This is a genomic window from Deltaproteobacteria bacterium (genome assembly GCA_021737785.1).
Classification (GTDB): Bacteria; Desulfobacterota; DSM-4660; order Desulfatiglandales; family Desulfatiglandaceae; genus AUK324.
Window position 1 is genome coordinate 25,636 of the sequence record JAIPDI010000019.1, and the last position, 21,478, is coordinate 47,113.

Annotated in this window: 15 protein-coding genes; all 15 read left to right on the forward strand. The window is 58.0% G+C overall.

Translation table 11 applies throughout. The features are described 5' to 3' along the window. Positions 1 to 180: 180 nt before the first annotated feature. The 15 genes from K9N21_10965 to K9N21_11035 all read left to right on the forward strand — a co-directional run bounded on the left by K9N21_10965 (position 181) and on the right by K9N21_11035 (position 21,339). Positions 181 to 1,413, forward strand: coding sequence for a hypothetical protein (locus K9N21_10965; protein MCF8144428.1), 1,233 nt, complete (start codon positions 181 to 183; stop codon positions 1,411 to 1,413). A 115-nt stretch (positions 1,414 to 1,528) separates the two neighbouring features. Then, entirely contained in the window at positions 1,529 to 1,990 is a 462-nt protein-coding gene (locus K9N21_10970; GenBank protein ID MCF8144429.1) for a hydrogenase iron-sulfur subunit, read from the forward strand. After that, positions 1,987 to 2,655, forward strand: a complete 669-nt coding sequence (locus tag K9N21_10975; GenBank protein MCF8144430.1) for a methylenetetrahydrofolate reductase C-terminal domain-containing protein — start codon at positions 1,987 to 1,989, stop codon at positions 2,653 to 2,655. Before K9N21_10970 ends, K9N21_10975 begins: the two co-directional genes overlap by 4 nt. Next, on the forward strand, positions 2,652 to 3,584 hold the full coding sequence (locus K9N21_10980) for a methylenetetrahydrofolate reductase (GenBank protein ID MCF8144431.1): 933 nt from the start codon (positions 2,652 to 2,654) through the stop codon (positions 3,582 to 3,584). The genes K9N21_10975 and K9N21_10980 overlap by 4 nt, the downstream gene beginning before the upstream one ends. Before the next feature lie 11 nt (positions 3,585 to 3,595). After that, positions 3,596 to 4,993: a hypothetical protein gene (locus K9N21_10985; GenBank protein ID MCF8144432.1), complete on the forward strand. Its 1,398-nt coding sequence runs from the start codon at positions 3,596 to 3,598 to the stop codon at positions 4,991 to 4,993. Then, positions 4,884 to 6,476 carry an alpha-hydroxy-acid oxidizing protein gene (locus tag K9N21_10990; GenBank protein ID MCF8144433.1) on the forward strand — a complete coding sequence of 531 codons (1,593 nt, stop codon included), beginning with the start codon at positions 4,884 to 4,886 and terminating at the stop codon, positions 6,474 to 6,476. The genes K9N21_10985 and K9N21_10990 overlap by 110 nt, the downstream gene beginning before the upstream one ends. A gap of 138 nt (positions 6,477 to 6,614) precedes the next feature. Further along, on the forward strand, positions 6,615 to 9,263 hold the full coding sequence (locus K9N21_10995) for a glutamate synthase (protein ID MCF8144434.1): 2,649 nt from the start codon (positions 6,615 to 6,617) through the stop codon (positions 9,261 to 9,263). Then, positions 9,263 to 9,601: a P-II family nitrogen regulator gene (locus K9N21_11000; protein ID MCF8144435.1), complete on the forward strand. Its 339-nt coding sequence runs from the start codon at positions 9,263 to 9,265 to the stop codon at positions 9,599 to 9,601. The genes K9N21_10995 and K9N21_11000 overlap by 1 nt, the downstream gene beginning before the upstream one ends. Before the next feature lie 156 nt (positions 9,602 to 9,757). Continuing rightward, positions 9,758 to 12,352 (forward strand): [protein-PII] uridylyltransferase, encoded by a 2,595-nt coding sequence (gene glnD / locus K9N21_11005; GenBank protein MCF8144436.1) that lies wholly within the window; start codon positions 9,758 to 9,760, stop codon positions 12,350 to 12,352. Between the two features lie 97 nt (positions 12,353 to 12,449). Further along, positions 12,450 to 13,088: an imidazole glycerol phosphate synthase subunit HisH gene (gene hisH / locus K9N21_11010; protein ID MCF8144437.1), complete on the forward strand. Its 639-nt coding sequence runs from the start codon at positions 12,450 to 12,452 to the stop codon at positions 13,086 to 13,088. Further along, the gene (gene hisF / locus K9N21_11015) at positions 13,078 to 13,857 is read left to right on the forward strand and encodes an imidazole glycerol phosphate synthase subunit HisF (protein MCF8144438.1); all 780 of its coding nucleotides are present in this window, start codon (positions 13,078 to 13,080) and stop codon (positions 13,855 to 13,857) included. The genes hisH and hisF overlap by 11 nt, the downstream gene beginning before the upstream one ends. Before the next feature lie 225 nt (positions 13,858 to 14,082). Further along, positions 14,083 to 15,219: a glutamine-hydrolyzing carbamoyl-phosphate synthase small subunit gene (carA, locus tag K9N21_11020; protein ID MCF8144439.1), complete on the forward strand. Its 1,137-nt coding sequence runs from the start codon at positions 14,083 to 14,085 to the stop codon at positions 15,217 to 15,219. A gap of 296 nt (positions 15,220 to 15,515) precedes the next feature. Then, the gene (carB, locus tag K9N21_11025) at positions 15,516 to 18,776 is read left to right on the forward strand and encodes a carbamoyl-phosphate synthase large subunit (GenBank protein ID MCF8144440.1); all 3,261 of its coding nucleotides are present in this window, start codon (positions 15,516 to 15,518) and stop codon (positions 18,774 to 18,776) included. 181 nt (positions 18,777 to 18,957) lie between these two features. Further along, positions 18,958 to 20,388: an amidophosphoribosyltransferase gene (purF, locus tag K9N21_11030; protein ID MCF8144441.1), complete on the forward strand. Its 1,431-nt coding sequence runs from the start codon at positions 18,958 to 18,960 to the stop codon at positions 20,386 to 20,388. A 213-nt stretch (positions 20,389 to 20,601) separates the two neighbouring features. Beyond that, a complete protein-coding gene (locus tag K9N21_11035) occupies positions 20,602 to 21,339 on the forward strand; it encodes a GntR family transcriptional regulator (protein MCF8144442.1) in 738 nt (245 codons plus the stop codon). Positions 21,340 to 21,478 lie beyond the last annotated feature (139 nt).

A 21,478-nucleotide genomic window follows, 5' to 3' on the forward strand; every position in this document is an offset into this window, starting at 1 on the left:
GTGAGGCGTGGGAGGGAGGCGCTGGGAGATGAGTGCCATTCCCTGCACTGACCGCCGGTTGGGTTGCGGGGATTGCCCGGGGCAGAGGGGAATGCATCTCTGCCTCCGTCCGTCAGGCCATGCGCTTAATTTTAAACCTGAGAAAAAGTCAATCGTCAATTGACAATGAGGTAGATAGCCATGAAGGATGATTCCATGTCTGTTATCGGCCAGAGCCTTTTCGGGTTCCAGGCCGCGCTGCAGGAAGCGGGGTCCAGCTTTGAGGAATATCTGGACACGTACTACTACAAGAAATGGGAGAGCGACACCCTCTATTCGGCCATGGCCCTGCGAACCACGTTCGTGACGGCCATGCACCGGTTCCTGGCGGATGAGGGGCTGTTCAACCTGGAACGGGTGCAGTTGAGCCCCGTAACCGACCCCCTGGCGCACGATGTGGAGCATACGCCCAATATCAATTACAAGGGCCAGCGATATGTGATGACCCACAGCATGATCTATTCCAAGTTCCTGTCGTGTCATCATCCCAGAATCAAGGGGGTCTTTGTGGATTCCCCCAACATCCGGCTGGAGATCGAGAGCCCCGACCGTACCCAGAGGGGCAAGTACCTGATCGATTTCAGCCAGATGGACATAGAGGTGCGGAGGAACCGGGGGATCGATCTGGAAATGTACCTGAAGGAACCGGAAAGGGTGAGCAAGATTCTGGCCGAGGATATGGAAAAAGGGATGGACCTCTTTGAACGGATGATCGTCCATGCCATGACCCAACTGGTGGAGAAAAACGACGAGGACCTCAGAAGGCTCGGGGTGGCTATAGAGGTGCCCCGGCAGCCCTTTCCCCGGTTCAGGTGCGATGAGAGCAAGAAAAAATATGGAAGGGGTTACGAACAGAGTATCGGGAAAGAAATTCAGTCGACCTTCTTCTGGATCACCGGTCTGTTGAGGGAAAATTATGATCTGGTTTACCCGTACCTCCGTCCCGAAGGGAAGGTCAGCATGTCTGAAATTACGTCAGCCATGATCTACAACTATGATATCTGCGCCAAGAGCATTATTCGGGACACCGGGAAGCAGACCCCGGCCCTTGAGGTCCTTTCAGGGGCAGTGCGGGAATGGCTCTATGAACCGATTGTGGAGAGGCTCCTGGACAACGGCATCATCCCGGCAAGGCCGGTCCTGTTTAATGGGAACATAAAGAATATTGATGAACTGGGGGGCTATGGGCCCTTCCTGATGATCGCGGCCAAGAAGAACCGTCAGGGCAAGCCCGCGTTTCCGGAGACCTACGGAGGCGGCATCGGGGTGGAGAGAACATTGTACGCCATCTGTCGCGGTCCCGAGGTGGGCAAGGTGGATGATATCACCTGTTTTGGGAAGAACCCCGACAGCCACCAGATTTTCATGTTCTAAGACGACCGGACGGCCGTAGACCAGAAAATGATCACACAGAGACACAGAGAACACAGAGGTATTTCATTGTACCTTACGGGGCAAGGCCCCTGACAGAAAGGACCGGTCCCGGAAAATGACAGATTCAAGCAAGCGCATTCTGGCGCTCTTTTACTGCCGGAATATCCCGGAGAGCAGCGAGACCGACCGGCAGGCGATCGAGACGGCCCATGGCGAACAGATCCGCCTCTTTCCCCTGCCGTGCAGCGGGAGACTCGAACCGATGCATCTGTTGCGGGCGCTGGAGGAGGTGGCGGATGCCGCCTACCTCATTACCTGCCCTGAAGGGGCATGCCGGTATTTTGAGGGAAACCGTCGTGCGAAAATGCGCGTGGAGCGGACCCGGGAGATACTTGCGGCCATCGGGCTGGCGCCGGAGCGGGCCGGGATTGTCATGGGATCGAAAGAGGCCCCAAGAACGCTTGCTCAGCATGCAGCGGAAATATTTGACAAAATCTCTCAGATGGGGCCTTCGCCTGCTTTGAAGCGCCCTGCGAACGGGACGTTCGCATGCGAGAAAAGGAGAGACTGGTTATGATAACAGCAGAACAGAAGCCGATGGACGAGATCAGGGGGATGCTGGTCCCCTACAAACGGATCCTGGCCCTGGGCTGCGGGTCATGCGTGGCCGAGTGCGCGGCCGGCGGGGAAAAGGAGACCGCCATGCTGGCATCGGCCCTTCGAATGGCCGCCCGAATCCATGAGGAAGATATCCTGATCCAGGAAAAGACAGTGGACCGCCAGTGCGTCAAGGAGTTCATCATCCCTCTGGATGATATCGTGGGAGAGTATGACGCCATCCTCTCCCTGGGGTGCGGGGCCGGGGTACAGGCAGTCTCCGAGATGTATCAGGAGATCCCCGTGATCCCGGCCCTCAACACCGAATTCCTGGGCGAGACCAGAGACCAGGGATACTGGGTGGAGAACTGCCTGGGCTGCGGCGACTGCATGCTCTATTATTTCGGGGGCATCTGTCCACTGGCCCGCTGTTCCAAACAAATCCTGAACGGGCCTTGCGGCGGATCGGTCGACGGCCGGTGCGAGGTGAATCCTGACATCCCCTGCGCCTGGCAGATGATTATCGACCGGCTGACGCGATTCGGGGCACTCCACAGGCTGGAGGAGATTTATCCGCCCAAGGATTGGGCCAGAAAACAGGGAAGCGGCCCCAGAAAAATTATCCGGGAGGATCAGCAGAGGTGAGCATGGAAAGCCGACTCAAAAAGGTCCTGGAGCAGGGCGGGTTTGCAGTAACCGCGGAATGCGGCCCGCCAAAGGGCGCGGATGCCGCGGCTGTTCTGAAAAAGGCGGAACTCCTGCGGGACAAGGTGGACGCGGTCAATGTGACCGACAACCAGACCGCCATCGTTCGCATGTCGAGCCTTGCGGCGTGCGCCATACTGAAAGGCGCCGGGCTGGAACCGGTCCTCCAGATGGTGGTGCGCGACCGCAACCGGATTGCCCTTCAGTCCGACATCCTCGGGGCGTCCGCCATCGGCATCCCTAATGTCCTCTGCCTCTCGGGCGATCACCAGCGTTTCGGGAACCAGTCCGGGTGCGTCGGGGTGTTCGACCTGGATTCGATTCAGTTTCTTCAGGTGGTCAAGGGGATGCGGGATGAGGGCGTGATCCTGGGAGGAGAACCTTTGGATACGGCCCCCGATCTTTTTATCGGTGCAGCGGCCAACCCCTTTGCCGACCCGCTGGAGTTTCGGGTGACGCGGCTCGCCAAGAAGATCAGGGCCGGGGCCGATTTCATCCAGACCCAGTGCATCTACAATCTGGATCGCTTTGAAACCTGGCTCTCCATGGCCGCTGACCGGGGCCTGACGGAAAAGACCCATATCCTGGGCGGGGTAACGCCTCTCAAATCCGCGGGCATGGCCCGGTACATGAAGGAGAGGGTCTCAGGCATGGATATCCCGGATGAGATCATCAAACGAATGGACGGGGTCCCCAAGGAAAATCAACGCGAAGAGGGGCTCCGGATCTGCGTGGAGACCGTATCGAGGCTCAAAGAGCTGCCGGGTGTCAGGGGCGTCCACATCATGGCCATTGAATGGGAGGCGGCCGTGGGAGAGATCGCAGAGAGGGCGGGCCTCCTCCCGAGGCCCGGGATCGATCAGGGGTAGAAGACCTGGATATGCCGGCAAAATACGCCATCCATACGTCAACGGTCCCCCACCGTTTCAAACCGATCACCCGATCCGGGATCATCGCCTGGGAAGAGGGGTGTCTCAAGTGCGCGGTCTGTGTCAAGAAGCAGTGCGTATACGGCGTGTATGACCGCCGTGGGATCGACCCGGTGCAGATGATCGATTCCATCGACAACCAGTGCATGAGCTGTCTCCGGTGCGTACAGAATTGTCCCAGGGAATTGATCCACAAGTCCCTGAATCCCGAGTACCAGGCCATGGGCGATGAATGGTGGACCCCGGACATCATCGCCAGTCTCTGGTCCCAGGCCCAGACCGGAAAGATCCCGGTGTCCGGGGCCGGATATCCGGGACCGTTCAGCGGACCGGGATTCGATGCCATGTGGACCGACATGTCCGAGATCGTCCGGCCGACCCGGGACGGGATCCATGGCCGCGAATACATCAGCACCGCCATCGATCTGGGAAAGACCCCCGGGCATCTCTCTTTCAATGATCATGGCGACCTGCACGGGGAAGTCCCCCGGGTGGTGGATATCCCCCTCCCCATTATCCTGCGGATACCCTCCTTCGGGGCTGTCGGCCCTGAAACCGTGGCAGGGTGGGCCATGGCCGCGAAACAGCTGGGGACCCTCTTCTCCCTTCCTTTTGAGATGATGAATGACTCCCTGACGGATTTCTATCCCGCACTTCTTCCCGCGATCCCGGACGGGGCCGGTCCCAAAGGGTCGATGCCGTCCGGGGCAAGAATAGTGGAAATCCCCTGGGGCGACGGCTGGGAAAAGACGGCGGACCGGCTGAATGATTTGGATAGCCCTCCCCTCCTCTCGGCAAGGACGCCCATGACCCATGAAGCGGCCGACACGACGCTTGCCATGGTCCGGGCCGGCATCTCCATCATTCACATCGAGGGGACCCAGGACGGCCGCTTTCAGGACGATGATCAGGCCTATCTGAAGGAGGGGATCCGGTCGGTCCACCTGCGACTGGTGGAGGAAAATGTCCGGGACGGTGTTACCCTCTTGGCGAGCGGCGGGATTTCCATGGCAGAGCATGTGGCCAAATCCATCATCTGCGGGGCGGACGGGGTGTTGGTCGATTTTCCGATCCTGGTCGCCTTGGAATGCCGCATGTGCCGAAGATGTACCAAGGGTCTCTCCTGTCCCATGGATATTAAAGACGCCACGGCAGACTGGGTCGCCTCCCGGGTGGTGAATCTCATAGGTGCCTGGCACAATCAGCTTTTGGAGATGATGGGGGCCATGGGGATTCGGGATGCACGCCGGTTGCGCGGCGAGGCGGGAAGGGCCATGTTTTTCGAGGAACTGGAGAGGGATACCTTCAGCGCCATGGGTGACGTCGAGGAGGGATGCGACATTGAATAGTTCAGAGCCATTTCAGTTTCCGGAGGTGGTCCCCACCCCCTCCCGGTTCAGGAATCCCATCGGAAAATACCGGCTTCACCGCACGACCGACTGCATCGCCTGCGGCAAGTGCGTGGAGCTGTGTCCATACGGCGTGCATGTGATCAAGCGGGGCAATGTCCTCATCGCGAGACACGACCGGTGCGTAGGACCGGAGTGTAGCGAGCCCTGCACCGAGGCGTGCCCGGTCCAGGCCCTGTCCATCAGGAAAAATCCCGATTTTGACGTGATGGGGGATCTTCGCTGGCCCCCGGATCTTTTGGTCAGCACCTGGCACATGGCCGAACTGGGTAAGGTCCCCCCAAAAGGACTTGAGTACCGCATCGGGGGTTCAGGGGGCGGATTTGACAAGCTTCGCATCGTGTTTCCGAAAAAGACGGCCAATCCCGCACAAGACGAGAGGGATCCGGACCTGGGGGTCGTCCTCAACCGGAGAAACGACACGGCCCACAGGATCCGGATCCAAGTCCCCTTTTACGGGGGCGGCATGTCCTACGGTTCGGTCAGCATTCACACCATGCTCAGCCGGATCAAGGCGGCCGCGGCCCTGGGGACCTTTTGCTGCACCGGGGAAGGAGGCTATCCCGATGAGCTGAAACCCTATGACCGTCACGTCATCACCCAGGTGGCCACCGGGCTTTTCGGCGTGCGGGAGGAGACTATCCAGCGGGTTCGGATCGTGGAGTTCAAGTATGCCCAGGGGGCAAAACCGGGCCTGGGCGGCCATCTCCTGGGCGACAAGGTGACCCCGGGTGTGGCCCGCATGCGGGAGGCCGTGGCCGGGTATCCCCTCTTTTCTCCGTTTCCGTTTCACAGCGTCTACTCGGTGGAAGACCACAAAAAACACGTGGACTGGATCAAGGCCGTCAATCCCAAGGCCCTGGTCTCGGTCAAGGTCTCCACCCCCACGGACGTGGATATGGTGGCGGTGGGGAGCTATTATGCCGGGGCCCATATCATCCATCTGGACGGGAGCTACGGGGGCACGGGCGCGGCCCCGGACATTGCCAAGAAGAATATCGCCATGCCGCTGGAATATGCCGTTCCCAAGGTCCACCGCTTCCTCCAGGAAGAGGGGGTGAGGGACAAGATCACGGTCATTGCCAGCGGCGGGATACGGACCCCCCACGACATGGCCAAGATCATCGCCCTGGGGGCCGACGGGATCTGCACCGGGACCGCAGACCTGGTGGCCCTGGAATGCATCCGATGCCATAACTGCGAGAGCGGCCGGGGTTGCGCCCGGGGGATCGCCACCACCGACCCGGAGCTGCTGAATCTCGTGGATGTGGAGTGGGGGAAGCAGCGGATCATCAATATGTTTCTGGCATGGCGCGAAGAACTGATACGCATACTCAAAAAACTGGGCATGGGCAGCCTGACCGAGCTGGTGGGCCGCACCGATTGTCTGGTGCATCTGGACTATATGAAGAGAAGTGACTAAAGCGGACACCCGCAACCAATCCCGCCCAGGCGGGACTCACGCAAGGACACAGAGCACACAAAGATTTTTTTTGAAAATAAACGGGAACATGCCCTTTTCTCTGTGTTCTTTGTGGCTCCGTGTGATCAGGATAAAGGAATGAACAAAGACCGATTCATAACCCAGATCATCCAATCGAGGCAGCCCCTGGTGGCCGACCTCCCCTCGAGTCCCTGCTTCGAGACCGAGGCCGAGGGGGGGTGCGGGGTCACCGGGTTTGCATGCAGCATCCCGGTTCGGGGAAAACATATTTTCGAGCCGTCGCGGCAGATGCACAACCGGGGAAACGGCCGCGGGGGCGGGATTGCGGCCATGGGGTTTGACCCTCGAATGCTGGGGGTCACCCGAGAGGTCCTGGATGAGGACTATATCCTCCAGATCGCCGCCTTGGAGGAGGGCGTGACCGACGACCTGGAAGAGCGGTTTATCGACCCTTTCTTCCATGTGGATTTCTCGGAGCGCATCCCCCATGTGGATGATTACCGGGACATCCGGGGCCTGGATGTCAGGCCGCCCGAGGTCTTCCGTTACTTTGTCCGGGTCCGGCCCGATATCCTGAAACGATTTATATCGGAAAACGGCCTGGAAAGGATCGACCAACGAAGGGCCGAGGACGAATTTGTTTATCAGAACAGCTTCAAGATCAACAAGACCTACTATGACGCCTACGGCGAGCAGCAGGCCTTTGTCCTCTCCCACGGCAGGAATTTCTTTATCTTGAAAATCGTGGGCTATGCCGAGCAGGTGGTGCAGTACTATAAGCTGGACAATTTCAAGGCCCATATCTGGATCGCCCATCAGCGGTATCCCACCAAGGGGCGGGTCTGGCACCCGGCCGGGGCCCATCCCTTTATCGGGCTCAACGAGGCCCTGGTTCACAACGGTGATTTTGCCAACTACCATTCGGTGGCCGAGTACCTGAGGCAGAAGAATATCTACCCCCTCTTTCTTACGGATACCGAGGTCTCTGCATTGCTCTTTGATCTCTACAGCCGGACCTACCGATATCCGCTGGAATATGTGATCGAGGCCCTGGCCCCCACCATGGAACGGGATTTCGACCAGTTATCGCCCGAGCGGCAGCGTATCTACCGGGCGATTCAGGCCGCCCACGTGCACGGTTCCCCGGACGGCCCCTGGTTCTTCATCATCGCCCGCAACGACACGGAACAGAACCGGCTCCAGTTGATCGGGATCACCGATACGGGGATGTTGAGGCCCCAGGTCTTTGCCCTTCACGACGGCCAGGTGCAGGTGGGTCTGATCTGCTCGGAAAAACAGGCCATCGACGCCACCCTCAAGAGCCTGGCAGCGGAAGATCCCCGTGTGGGGACGGTGGCCGACCAATGCTGGAACGCACGGGGCGGGAGCTATACGGATGGGGGGGCGTTCATCTTCAACCTGGATGTTCAGGGGGGCGATCCCCTGGAGCGAAGGCTCACCTGCGTGGACAAGTTCGACAGACCGATCACGCTCCCGGAGGGCCAGTCCGCCTATCTGCCGGGCCAGGTCTATTACCTTCTGGCAGGCGAGGAGGGGAAGGACCGCTTTGATATCTCGCGATTTTTCGAACTCCAGAGGGCGGACCTCCTCTACGAATATGTAAGGGATGGTATCCCGGGCTGGGATTTTGCGGACCTGATGGAGTGTCTCAAAGAGATCAAGGGGTGGGCGCTTAAAGGAGACGCCCATTTCGAGGTGGCCCTGGAGGCCCTGACCCGGCTTCTGGACCTGCGGTATCCGACCTATGACAAGAAGCGCCGGTCCATCCTGCAGATGATCCAGCAGACCCTGGAGGCGATATTCCGTCATTTCCCTTCACTGTCGAGGGAGGACCGGACCTCCGCCTATCGCCTCATCGACTGGGAAACCCGTCAGTTTTTCAGGGGACCTTCCTATGACGAAAAGGTCCTGGTCATCGATGCATCCCTCTTTCCCCCTGAAGGCGACCACTGCGACAGCCGGCTCCTGGCCGAGGCCTTTTTCAGGGGATGGCGACGGTTTATCGTGTTCGGGCTCAAGGGACAGCGGTTCCACGGATGCGGTCTCGGGCCGGACACGGGCGGGGTGCGGATCGATATCTACGGGAGTTCGGGCGATTATTTGGGTTCCGGGATCGACGGGCTCACCATCCATGTCCATGGAGACGCCCAGGACCAGTTGGGCCAGATCATGAAATCGGGAAAGATGGTCATTTACGGAGATACGGGCCAGACCTTCATGTATGGGGCCAAGGGGGGCGAGGTCTATGTCATGGGAAATGCGGCCGGTCGGCCCCTCATCAATGGCGTGGGACGGCCTCGGGTGGTCATCAACGGGACCTGTCTGGACTATCTGGCCGAGTCCTTTATGGCGGGCGACCCCCATAACGGCGGGGGATTTGTGGTCCTAAACGGGATGACATTTGATGGTCAGGGAGCGGTGCGGCCACAGGCGACGCCCTATCCGGGTGCCAATCTCTTTTCACTGGCATCGGGCGGGGCCATATTTATCCGGGATCCCTTCAGCCTGGTCAATGAAGAGCAGCTCAACGGCGGAGAGATCGTGGGGATGAAAACAAAGGACTGGGACCTGATTCTCCCCTATCTCAGGGAAAATGAACGATTGTTCGGGATATCCATTGAACAGGACCTCCTGTCGGTGGAGGGAGAGGTAAGGGATCCGTTGGCGGTGTATCGAAAAGTAAGGCCTCGTCAGATGGTTGAGGTTAAAAAAGATGGTCTGGAGGAGTATGGAGAAAGCGAATGATGAAAAAAATCGAAGCGATTATCAAGCCGTTCAAATTGGATGATGTGAAAGATGCCATACTGAAGCTGGGCGTCAGCGGGATTACCATTACTGAGGTGAAGGGCTTCGGCCGGCAGAAGGGGCACAAGGAGATCTACCGGGGAGCCGAATATGTGGTCGATTTCCTCCCCAAGATCCGAATAGAGGTGGTGGTGTCGTCGGATATCGTCCCCAGGGTAGTGGATGTCATCAAACAGAACGCCCATACCGGAGAGATCGGGGACGGAAAGATATTTGTCATGCCCGTGGAAAAAGCGATCCGCATTCGGACCGGCGAAGAGGACAGGGACGCGATATAGCGGGTTGCGGGTTGCTTGGGTTTATTGGGTTGCTTGGGTTCGTTGGGCTTGTTGAGTTACGCCCTCTCGCCTGATAACTATTAACCAATAACTCTTAACCTCTTTGCCCTTTGAGCTTTGAGCTTTCAGTTTTCACCTTTGAGCATGTAAACACTATTGGAAGGTTCACAGAAAATTGTCTCGGATTTCCTTGATGAAAGAGGATCCTTCATAAAGACAGAGCTTGATCGCCTTTCCGGGCAGGAGGCGGTCCGAAGCTATGCCGACCTGATGGATCAATTTGTCCGGTCCCTCTTTTTCGAGGCCGGATTCCGGGAAAACGGGAGGGAGGCGGCGGACGGCGGCCTCACCGTGATGGCCCTGGGCGGCTATGGACGAAGAGAGCTCTGTCTCTGTTCTGATGTGGACCTGATGGTGATTCACCAGGGGAAGTTGTCGGACGAGATGAAAGGGGTCATCTCCCGGGCTATCTATCCCCTCTGGGACGCCAAACTGGAGGTGGGGCATTCCATCCTGACATACCGGGAATGCATTCGACTGGCCGTCACCGATTTCAGGGTCTTTACTTCACTCCTGGACAGCCGGTTTCTTCTGGGATCCCGGTCTTTTTACCAGCTGTTTCAGGAGGCCTTTTGGTCGCGCATTCAGAGGGAGCAGCCCCATCTGTTAGGAAAGTTCCTCATCTCCAGGAAGGAACGGGCCGAAAAATACGGTAACGAGGATCATTTTGTGGAGCCTGACCTCAAGGAGGGCCTGGGCGGTCTTCGGGACCTCCATCTCATGGACTGGATGGCAAGGACCTACTTCCGGTGTGAACGGCTGGAGCAGATCAAGCGCTTTGCGGTCTTCAGCCATGTCGGTTTTGAGGAACTGGCTGCTTCCAGAAGCTTTCTCCTGAATGTCCGCAACCGGCTGCATCTCCTGGCCAAGCGGAAGGAAGACCGGCTGTTCCTCTCCTTTCAGAACCGGATCGCCAAAGACCTGGGTTATGCGGACAGGCCTCATATCTCGGGGCCTGAAAGGCTCATGCGGGACCTCTATCTCCACCTGAACCGGGTCCGGTACCGTCACGATGAATTTCTGGCGAAGAGCCTGGATATGATCGACCCCGGGCCGGCGGAAGAGGCCTTGGATCAACTCCCCGGGGAGTTCCAAATCTTAAAGGGAAATATCGTCTTAAAGGAAGGTTCGCTCTTTGAAAAAAATCCTCTGATCATCCTCCATGCCCTGAAGGAGGCCAATAAACGGGGCCTTTTCTTGGGTTCCGGCTTTATCTGGGAAGCGGAAGAGATTATCGCCCAAAGGGGACAGGATCTGGTCGATTCGGCCGAGGCAAGGGCACTCTTCCTGGAGATCCTCCTGAGGCCCCGGAACTCGAAGATCGTCAGGCTGGCCCTCGAGATCGGACTCATCACCCTCTTTATTCCTGAATTCAGCGAGATCAGGAATCTCCCCCAGTTCGGGTATTATCATGTCATGACCGTGGACCTTCACTCCCTCAGGGCCATGGAGGTGCTGAACGAGATCTCACAGGGCTTTTACGACAGGCAATGGCCCCTTCTCAGGAAGGTCTTCGAAAGGATTGAACACCCGGACCGGCTCTTCCTGGCCGCGCTCCTCCATGATATCGCCAAAGGGGAGAACACGGATCATGCGGAGAAGGGAGGCAAGATGATCATCCGGATCCTCCAGCGGCTCGGCGTGGCCGGGGAGGCCCTTGATGTCATCCCTTTCCTGGTGAAACACCACCTGTTGCTGGTGAACGTGTCCCAGCGCAGGGACCTCAGCGATGAGAAGACCTCGGTCCAGGTGGCCCAGGCCATCCAGGATAAGGAACGGCTCAAGATGCTCTTCCTTCTCACCGTGGCCGACAGTTTTGCCACCGGTCCCATGGCCCGGAGCGACTGGAAGATCGTGCTGTTGACCGAGCTGTTTGTAAAGGTGAGGCGCATCCTGGAGCGGGGGCTTCTGGCCTCCCCCGATGCCACCCAGGAGATCACGGGCAAGAAGGAGGCCCTTTTGGAGGCGCTGCGGCCGGAGTTCCCGGTGGGGGAGGTTCTGAAACTGATGGATCAGGTATCCTCCCGATATTTTCTGAGTGCTGCACCCGAGGACATGGTCCACCACTTCCGCATGGCCCTGACCCTGGGCGAAAGAAGGCACGCATGGGTCCTTCAGCGGGTGGCCGATGCACCCGTCACCCGCATCATCCAGTGCACCCATGACCGCCCGGGTCTCTACAGTAAAATGGTGGGTGTCTTGACACTCAACAACATCGAAATCCTGTCCGCCCACATCTTCACCCTGAAAAACGGACTGGCTTTTGACATCTACGAGGTGACCAATCCGTTGGACCGGTACCGGGAGGCGGAGCGATGGGAGAAGACATTGACCGACGTCCGGCTGGCACTGGAAGACCGGCTCCCGTTGGACGATCTGATCCGGGAAAAGGGACAGTCCCTCTATGCGGAAGACTATCATCGGCCCATAGCCAAAAAGGTTAAGGTGGACAACGAGGCCTCTGATTTTTTTACGGTGATCGAGATCAGTTCGGCCACGAGCGTGGGACTGGCCTACACCCTGGCAAAACAGATCTTCTCTTTAGGTCTCAACATCCGGTTCGCCAAGGTCAACAGCGATGAAGAAAGGCTTCGGGGCGTCTTTTACGTGAAAGATGCCGGCGGCCAGAAGATCTATGAGGACGACAAGGTGGCCGAGATCAGGGATCAGCTGATGGCTGCGGGGCAGTGAAGAATTGGGAATGAAGTATGAGAAGTGAAAAATGAAAAAGGAAAGCCGATAAGGGGATAACCAATAACCGATAACTGACAACTGATAACCGACACCCATGATCGCAATCATCGACTATAAGGCGGGAAACCTCAGAAGCGTGGAGCGCGCCCTCAGGGGGCTTGGATTTCCATGCCGGATCACGCACGACAGGACCCGGATCCTGGAAGCGGACAGGGTCGTCTTCCCCGGGGTCGGGGCGGCCGGGCAGGCCATGGCCGACCTGAGACAACTCGGTCTGGACCGGGTGTTGCGCCGGGCGCTTGAGGAGGGCCGCCCATTTCTGGGGATATGCCTCGGGGCCCAGGTCATCCTGGAGAGGAGCGAGGAGGACCATGCAGCGTGCCTGGGGCTCATGGCCGGAGAGGCCAGGTCCTTCCCGGTTCCCCTCCCCTCCCCTGAAAACGGACGACTCAAGATCCCCCATATGGGATGGAACGGCGTCACGCAGGTGAGGAAACATCCGGTGCTGAAAGGGATCGGGCCGGAAGATGAGTTTTATTTTGTGCACGCCTATTATCCGGCCCCGGCGTCCCAAGCCCATGTCATCGGAACGACCGACTATGGAATCCGGTTTCCCTCGATCATCGGCAGGAGGAATCTTATCGCCATGCAGTTTCATCCGGAAAAGAGCGGGAGACCGGGCCTTCAAATATTGAAGAACTTCTGCGAATGGGACGGCAACCATGCTGAGTAAACGGATCATCCCCTGCCTGGACGTGCGGAACGGAAAGACCACCAAGGGGATCCGGTTCAAAGAGAACGTGGATATCGGCGATCCGGTGGACATGGGCCGCTATTATTTCGAAGAGGGGGCCGACGAGATCGTGTTCTACGACATCACCGCCTCAAACGAGGGCCGGGACATCATGATCGATGTGGTCAGCCGGGTGGCCGAGGCGATCTTTATCCCCTTTTCCGTGGGCGGAGGGGTCCGGTCCCTGGAGGACATGCGGAAGGTCCTTCTGGCCGGGGCGGAAAAGGTCAGCGTCAACTCGGCCGCGGTCAAAGATCCGGAGATCATTTCCCGAGGCGCAGAGGCATTCGGAAGCCAGTGCATGGTTCTGGGCATGGACGTGAAACGGGTGGCGCCCTCTGACGCCATCCCGTCCGGGTACGAGATGGTCATTAACGGCGGCCGGACCGATACGGGTCTGGATGCCCTGGCCTGGGCCCTGCGTGCGGAGGCCCTGGGTGCCGGTGAAATCTGCCTCAACTCCATCGATGCGGACGGCACCCAAACCGGCTATGAACTGACACTGACCGCGCTTATTTCCGAACACGTCGGTATCCCGGTGATCGCCTCCGGCGGCGCGGGGAGCATCGATCACATTTATGAGGTCCTCACAAAAGGGAAGGCCGATGCCGCCCTGGTGGCCTCTATCGTTCACTACAATACCTATTCTGTCAGGGAGATCAAGGACGCCCTTCACGCCCGGGGGGTGAAGGTCAGAATGACGTGGTGATGGGGCTGGATGCTGGATACTTGATACTGGATGCTAGATGCTGGATGCTGGATAATGGTGGTGGAAACCGGATGGATAGATGACTGGATTAAGTGTATGCGGAAATTCCAGGATTTGAAATTTGAGATTTGAGATGCGGCGACAGCGCAAAGGGCTCCCTGCTCTCTGCGCCTCCGCCTTGCGCCAATGCCTTGCGCCTACTATTATTATGAAAACACTGCTATTATGAAAACACTGCTCGCATTGGAAGACGGTACCCTGTTTCATGGCCGCTCCTTTACCGGTCATTGTGACGCCGTGGGCGAGATGGTCTTCAATACCAGCATGTCCGGATATCAGGAGATCCTGACCGATCCCTCCTACTGCGGCCAGATGGTAACCATGACCTACCCCCTGATCGGTAGCTACGGGGTAAACCACGAGGATGTGGAGTCGGCCCGGATACAGGTGAGGGCGCTCCTGGTAAAGGAGTACCAGGAATATCCCAGCAATTATCGATCTGAAAAGGGCCTGGCCGATTACCTGACAGAGGCAGGCATTCCAGGGATCCAAGGGATCGACACCCGGGCCCTCACCCGGCATATCCGGACGCGGGGGGCCATGAAGGCCGCCCTCTCCACCCGGGATCTGGATCCCGATTCCCTGGTGGAAAAGGCGAGGCAGTCCCCGGACATGACGGGCCTCGACCTGGCCAAAGCGGTCACGTGCCGGGAACCGATGCTGTGGCAAGACAACGGGCTGTCCAGTATCGCCACCGGGCTCCCGGACTTCCAGTGGCCTGAAGAAACAGGATCTTTGCGAATCGCGGCCATGGATTACGGCATCAAATATAATATTCTCCGATCCCTGGAGAAGCGGGGCTGCACCATCCTGGTCCTTCCTGCGGATACGGACAGCCGGGCCATCGACCGGCTGGCCCCGGACGGCCTTTTCCTCAGCAACGGCCCCGGAGACCCGGCACCGGTCTCCTATGCCGTGGATATGATCCGCCATCAGATGGGCCGCAGACCCATCTTCGGGATCTGCCTGGGCCATCAACTGATCGGCCTGGCTTTAGGGGGGAAGACCTTTAAACTCAAGTTCGGCCATCACGGGGCCAACCAGCCGGTCAAGGAACTGACCACCGGCCGGGTGGAGATCACGGCCCAAAATCACGGCTTCTGCGTGGATATGGACTCCCTTAACGACTCGGACATCGAGATCAGCCACATGAACCTTAATGACAACACCGTGGAAGGTCTGGTTCACAAAAAACTGCCGCTCTTTTCCGTCCAATATCACCCCGAGGCCTCGCCCGGCCCACACGACGCAGGGTACCTGTTCGACAGGTTTGTGGAGATGGTGAAGACGGGCAAGGGGTGAGGCGTGAGGAAAGTAGGGAGCAGTCAGTAAGCAGTACGCAGGAGGGAGCTGAAAGCAAAAAGCTCAAAGCTGAAAGCTCAAAGCGACCCTTGCAAACGGCAGAAGGTGAGAAGGTGAGAGGGTAAGAAGGTAAGCCTTTAGGGAGCAAGCAGTTTTGGGCTGTTGAGCTGTTGAGCTGATAAGCTGTTAAGTTTTGGCCATCAGCCATGAGCCATCAGCCATCAGCTATCAACCAGTATCAAGTATCCAGCATCCAGCATCCAGTATCCAGGAACCAGCAACCGGGTAACCAGGACATGCCCAAACGCACAGACATCCATAAGATCCTCATCATCGGCTCCGGGCCCATTGTCATCGGGCAGGCGTGCGAATTCGACTATTCAGGGACCCAGGCCTGCAAGGCCCTGAAGGAAGAGGGCTATGAGATCGTCCTGGTCAACAGCAATCCCGCCACCATCATGACCGACCCTGAGACGGCCCACCGCACCTATATCGAACCGATCACCCCCGAAATCGTAGCCAGGATCATTGAACGGGAGCGTCCCCAGGCCATCCTGCCGACCCTCGGGGGACAGACCGGTCTCAATACGGCCATCGGCGTGGCCAGGACCGGCATCCTCGATGCCCTGAACGTGGAGATGATCGGGGCGTCCATCCCGGTCATCCACAAGGCCGAAGACAGGGAGCAGTTCCGCGACGCCATGACCCGGATCGGGCTCAGGGTCCCTGAGAGCGGAATCGCCAGGGACATGGAAACAGCCAGGGCCGTGGCCGAACAGATCGGATATCCGATCATCATCCGGGCCAGCTTCACCCTGGGCGGTTTCGGGAGCGGCGTGGCCTACAACCGGGAGGAGATGGAGCAGCTCGCCCGGGTGGGGCTGGACGCCAGCATGATCTCCGAGATCATCATGGAGCAATCCCTGCTGGGGTGGAAAGAATATGAGCTGGAGGTCATGCGCGATTTCCATGACAATGTGGTCATTATCTGCTCCATAGAGAACCTCGATCCCATGGGCGTCCACACGGGCGACAGCATTACCGTGGCCCCGGCCCAGACCCTCTCCGATTGGGAATATCAGCGGATGAGAGATGCGGCCATCGCCATTATCCGGGAGATCGGGGTGGAAACGGGCGGCTCCAACATCCAGTTCGCCATCGATCCTCAAAACGGCGATATGGTGGTCATCGAGATGAATCCGCGGGTATCCCGGAGTTCGGCCCTGGCCTCCAAGGCCACAGGGTTTCCCATCGCCAAGATTGCGGCCAAACTGGCGGTCGGATATACCCTGGACGAGATCCCCAACGACATCACCCGGGAGACCCTGGCCGCGTTCGAGCCCACCATCGACTATTGCGTGGTCAAGATCCCCCGTTGGACCTTTGAGAAGTTCCACGGAACCCAGGACCTCCTGACCACCTCCATGAAATCGGTGGGCGAAACCATGGCCATCGGCCGGACCTTCAAGGAGGCCCTCCAGAAGGCGGTCCGGTCCCTGGAGATCGGGCGGTTCGGCATGGCGAGGGACGGCAGCCGCACGCGCAGAGCCCGTCCGGACCGTCATCAGATAGAAGATCGACTGATCCACCCCAATTCAAATCGTCTTTTCTATGTCTACGAAGCCCTTGAACAGGGCGTTTCCATAGATAGAATTCACGAGCTGACCCGGATCGATCCCTGGTTTCTCTTCCACATCCACGCTATCCAGAAGATGCACCACCGGTTGAAGGAGATGGCCAAAAAGAGATTCTTGCCGGATGCATGGGATGCGGATGTCATGAGAGAGGTGAAGGCCTGCGGGTTCTCCGATGCCCAGATCGCCGCCATCTTCGGATGGGAGGAACAGGCAATACGGGATACCAGAAAGAAACAGGGGGTCGTGCCCGTGTACAAATCGGTGGATACCTGCGCAGCCGAATTCGAGGCCTATACCCCTTACTACTATTCCACATACGAGCAGGAAAACGAGATTCAGACCTCCGGCAGAAGGAAGGTCATCATTCTGGGCGGGGGACCCAACCGGATCGGCCAGGGGATCGAGTTTGACTACTGCTGCGTGCAGGCCTCCATGGCCCTCAGGGAGATGGGGATCGAGAGTATCATGGTCAACAGCAACCCCGAGACCGTGAGCACCGACTATGACACCTCCGACAGGCTCTATTTCGAGCCCCTGACCGTGGAGGATGTCCTTCACATCGTGGAACAGGAACAACCGGAGGGGGTGATCGTCCAGTTCGGGGGCCAGACGCCCCTCAATATCGCGGGGGAACTGAGCCGGGCCGGAGTCCCCATACTGGGAACCAGTCCGGAGAACATCGATCGGGCAGAGGACCGGGAGCACTTCCAAAAACTCCTCAGGAAGCTGGGGATCCTCCAGCCGGCAAACGGCACGGCCGCCAACAAGAAGGAGGCACTCCGGGTGGCCGAGAGGATCGGGTATCCGGTGGTGGTCAGACCCTCGTTCGTCCTGGGGGGCCGGGCCATGGAGATCGTCTATGACCGGAAAGGCCTCGAATTCTATATGGGGGAGGCCGTTCAGGTCTCTCCAGGGAAACCGATCCTCATCGACAGCTTCCTGGAGGCGGCCACCGAGATCGATGTGGACGCCATCTCGGACGGGACCGATACGGTGGTGGCCGGGATCATGGAACACATCGAAGAGGCAGGGATCCACAGCGGAGACAGCGCCTGCGTTCTCCCGGCCATCTCATTGTCCTCCGAGGTCCTGGAAAAAATCAAGACCCAAACGCGGGCCATTGCTCGTGAATTGAATGTGGTGGGGCTCATGAACATCCAGTATGCGGTCAAAGGGGGGGCTGTCTATATCCTGGAGGTCAATCCGAGGGGTTCCAGAACAATCCCCTTTGTCAGCAAGGCGACCGGCATTTCCCTGGCAAAGCTGGCCACGCGGGTCATCCTGGGCGAGAAATTGAAAGATCTGGGTCTGGCGAATGAAATCACGCCGAACCACATCTCGGTGAAGGAGTCGGTATTTCCCTTTGCCCGGTTTCCCGGGGTGGATTCGATCCTGGGGCCAGAAATGAAATCCACCGGCGAGGTCATGGGGATCGACCAGTCCTTCGGTCTGGCCTTTGCCAAGGCCCAACTGGCGGCCGGGCAAAAACTCCCCTTATCCGGGACTGTCTTTATCAGTGTCAAGGACGATGACAAGAAGCCCATGCTCTATACAGCCTCCCGCTTTCACAGCCTGGGATTCGAGATCGTGGCCACCGGCGGGACATCAAAATTTCTGCAGCACCATCGGATCCCCAGCAGGCGGGTCAACAAGGTGAGAGAGGGGAGACCGCACGTGGTGGACATGATCAAGAATGGCGAGATCGCCCTGGTGATCAACACCACGGGGAGCAAGAAGGCCGTGACCGAGTCCTTTTCCATCCGGAATGCGGCCCTGGCATTCAATATCCCCTACACCACCACCCTCTCCGGGGCCACGGCCACGGCCCTGGCCGTGGAGGCCATGATGGAAGGGGAGCTCGAGGTAAGGACATTGCAGGAATACCATGGGGAGGCGCAGGGAGCAGGGAGCAAGACGTGAGGCGTGAGGCGTGAGGGGGAAGCTCGAAGCTGAAAGCTCAAAGCGAGACCCAGTAGATGGCAGAAGGTGAGAGGGTGAGAGGGTAAGAGGGTAAGCAACGCGAATCCAGGAACCAGCATCCAGCATCCAGAATCCAGTATCCAGAATCAAGTATCCAGTAACCAGCAACGAGCAACCAGCCATGAATCAGACAAGCAGAACCGATCCGATCGAAAAGCGTCCCGGCCGACCCAAAGACGAATGCGGGGTCTTTGCGGTGTACGGGCATGAAGAGGCGGCCAAGATGGCCTATTTCGGCCTCTATGCCCTTCAGCACCGGGGCCAGGAGAGCACCGGGATTGTGGTATCGGACGGGACCCGAATCTTCGAACACAAGGCCATGGGTCTGGTGCCGGAGGTCTTCACCGAAGAGACCCTCAACCGGTTGCCGGGCCATATCGCCCTGGGACACGTCCGCTATTCCACCACCGGTTCTTCTCTCCTGGTGAATGCCCAGCCCTTTAGGGTCCAGTATTCGGGCCAGTCCTTTGCCGTGGCCCATAACGGCAACATCCTGAATGCCAGGCAGATCCGGTCGGAACTGGAGGACAGCGGATCCATCTTTCAGACCACCATGGACAGCGAGGTGGTGCTTCATCTTATTGCCCGGCATTACAGGATGGGGCTGGAACAGGCCATGATCCAGGCCATGATGCGAATGCGGGGGGCCTATTCCATGGTGGTCATGACCGAAAAGGGCCTGATTGCGGCAAAGGACCCCAACGGTTTCAGGCCCCTCTGCCTGGGAAGGCTCAACAGCGGGTATGTGGTGGCCTCCGAGACCTGCGCCCTCGACCTGGTGGAGGCGGAATTCATTCGGGAGATCGAGCCGGGCGAGATCGTCATCATCGATGACCAGGGTCTGAAGACCGTACCCTCGGGCATCCCGTCGCACAAGAGCCAGTGTATTTTTGAGCTGATCTATTTCGCGAGACCCGACAGCCGGGTGTTCGGCCAGAATGTGTACATGTTCCGGAAGCGCCAGGGTGAACTGCTGGCCAAAGAATATCCGATCGAGGCGGACCTGGTCATGCCCTTCCCCGATTCAGGGAATTACGCGGCCATCGGCTATGCCCAGGCATCGGGGATTCCCTTCGAGATGGGGATGATCCGGAATCATTACGTGGGAAGGACCTTTATCCAGCCATCCCAGAACATGCGCGATTTCGGGGTCAAGGTGAAGCTCAACCCGGTCCGGGAGCTTCTGAAAGGCCAGAGGGTAATCATCATGGAGGACTCCATCATCCGGGGCACCACGGCCCGGAGCAGGGTCCAGACCTTGCGAAGGATCGGGGCCAGAGAGGTCCACATGCTCGTCAGTTGCCCCCCGCACTGCTTTCCGTGTCATTACGGGATTGATTTTTCCACCAAGGGGGAACTGATCGCGGCCCGAAAATCGGTGGAAGAGATCCGTGATTTTGCAGGCCTGGACAGCCTTGGATATCTGAGCATCGATTCTCTCAAACAGGCCATCGACATCCCTGAAGACGACCTCTGCCTCGCCTGCTTCAACGGAAGATATCCGGTCCCCATCGACGAGGCCTTTTCTAAATATTGCCTGGAACCTGCCTGATCAGAAGGTTCCAGGTGCCCCTTTTCGCTCCTCCTTCTCCATGCTGGTGCTGCATGGGTACGCACCTTTCTCCGATCCTGGTATGGGCTGAAAAGAACGGATTCTCATTGTCGCGATAGTTGTTTTTTTGTCTTGACAAAGGGCCAATATTTGATAAAGAAGTATAAATTGTAGACAATAGACAATAGACATCGTCTCAGGCAGGTTTCATTTATGTTGCAGATCCACAGCATCGTCGACAATGTAAGAAAATATCTGCTTGGCCAAATTCTTCATGGAGAATTGCATCCCGGGCAGCAGGTGAAGGAACAGGAGATCGCATCCGCTTTAGGGATCAGCCGGCCCCCCATCAGGGAGGCGCTGAAATTCCTGGAGGCAGAGGGATTGATCCTGAGGAAACCGAATAGGGGGGCCTTTGTGGCCACCATCACCGAACATGATGCATGGGAGATTTATACCCTCAAGTGCAGTCTGTATGAAATGGCCACCCGACTGGCATTTGAAAAAATTTCCAAATTAAACCTGGAGAAATGGGAAAAGGTGGTGGAGGGGATGGAAAAATGTGTCTTGTCCGAATCCCCCGACGTCATCAGGTACCAGTCCCTTAATAAGGAATTCCACGACATTATGTTTCAGATCTCCGGCCATCAGCGCCTTCAAAAGATCTCTCAAATGCTTCACCACCAAATGAATCGATTCAGTTGCGTATCCCTGATGGATGAAGCCCATCTTAAGGGATCCCTTTCGTACCACCAGGAAATTCTGGATGCCATTAAGGAAGGGGATATGGAACGCACCATCCGGATCACCCGGGAACATATCCTGAAAGGTCTGGAAATCGTTCAAGAGATCATCGCCGGAGAATCGGCTTCAAAGAACCCTGCAGGGGAGACGGGCCCACTAAAGGGAACCGTCGATCATCCCCCCGAATACGCGGGCGGTATTATTTAGTAGTGTCTGTCTAAGCCTTTCTAGAGGGAGTTGGAATCTTTGGGTGTAATCCCGCCTTGCGGGACACCATGCGGGGGAGCTGGTGCCGTATGGGTAAGCGCTCAAAAATCGCCGGGAGTTGTACCCATATCTTTTTGGT